This window comes from Priestia sp. SIMBA_032 (assembly GCF_046535215.1).
Classification (GTDB): domain Bacteria; phylum Bacillota; class Bacilli; order Bacillales; family Bacillaceae_H; genus Priestia; species Priestia aryabhattai.
Genome location: NZ_JAWRXD010000919.1, coordinates 1 through 262, shown reverse-complemented (window position 1 = coordinate 262; position 262 = coordinate 1). Strand labels below are relative to the sequence as shown.

Below are 262 nucleotides of genomic sequence, written 5' to 3'. Positions count from 1 at the left end.
CCCTGCTCCACGTTGGCGAGGTTGTACGACCCGGTCTGGAAGAGCGCGAGCCTGCCCTGCGTGAACTGGTCGCGGCTGAAGTCGCCGTTGGTGTTCGTGTCGGCCGCGGAGGGGGCGACGTGGTACTTCTCGATGAGGTCGACGACGTACTGGAACGCCTGCACGCCCTGGGACGAGTCGAAGACGAAGCGGTTCCCCTTCTGCAGGGCAGCTCCGTTGGAACCGAGGTAGTTGATGTAGATCGCGTTCAGGTCGTTGGCGG

1 pseudogene is annotated in these 262 nt (G+C 64.1%); it reads right to left on the bottom strand.

The features are described from left to right. Positions 1-262 (bottom strand): annotated as a pseudogene (locus SB717_RS37015) (hypothetical protein); the annotation flags it as partial.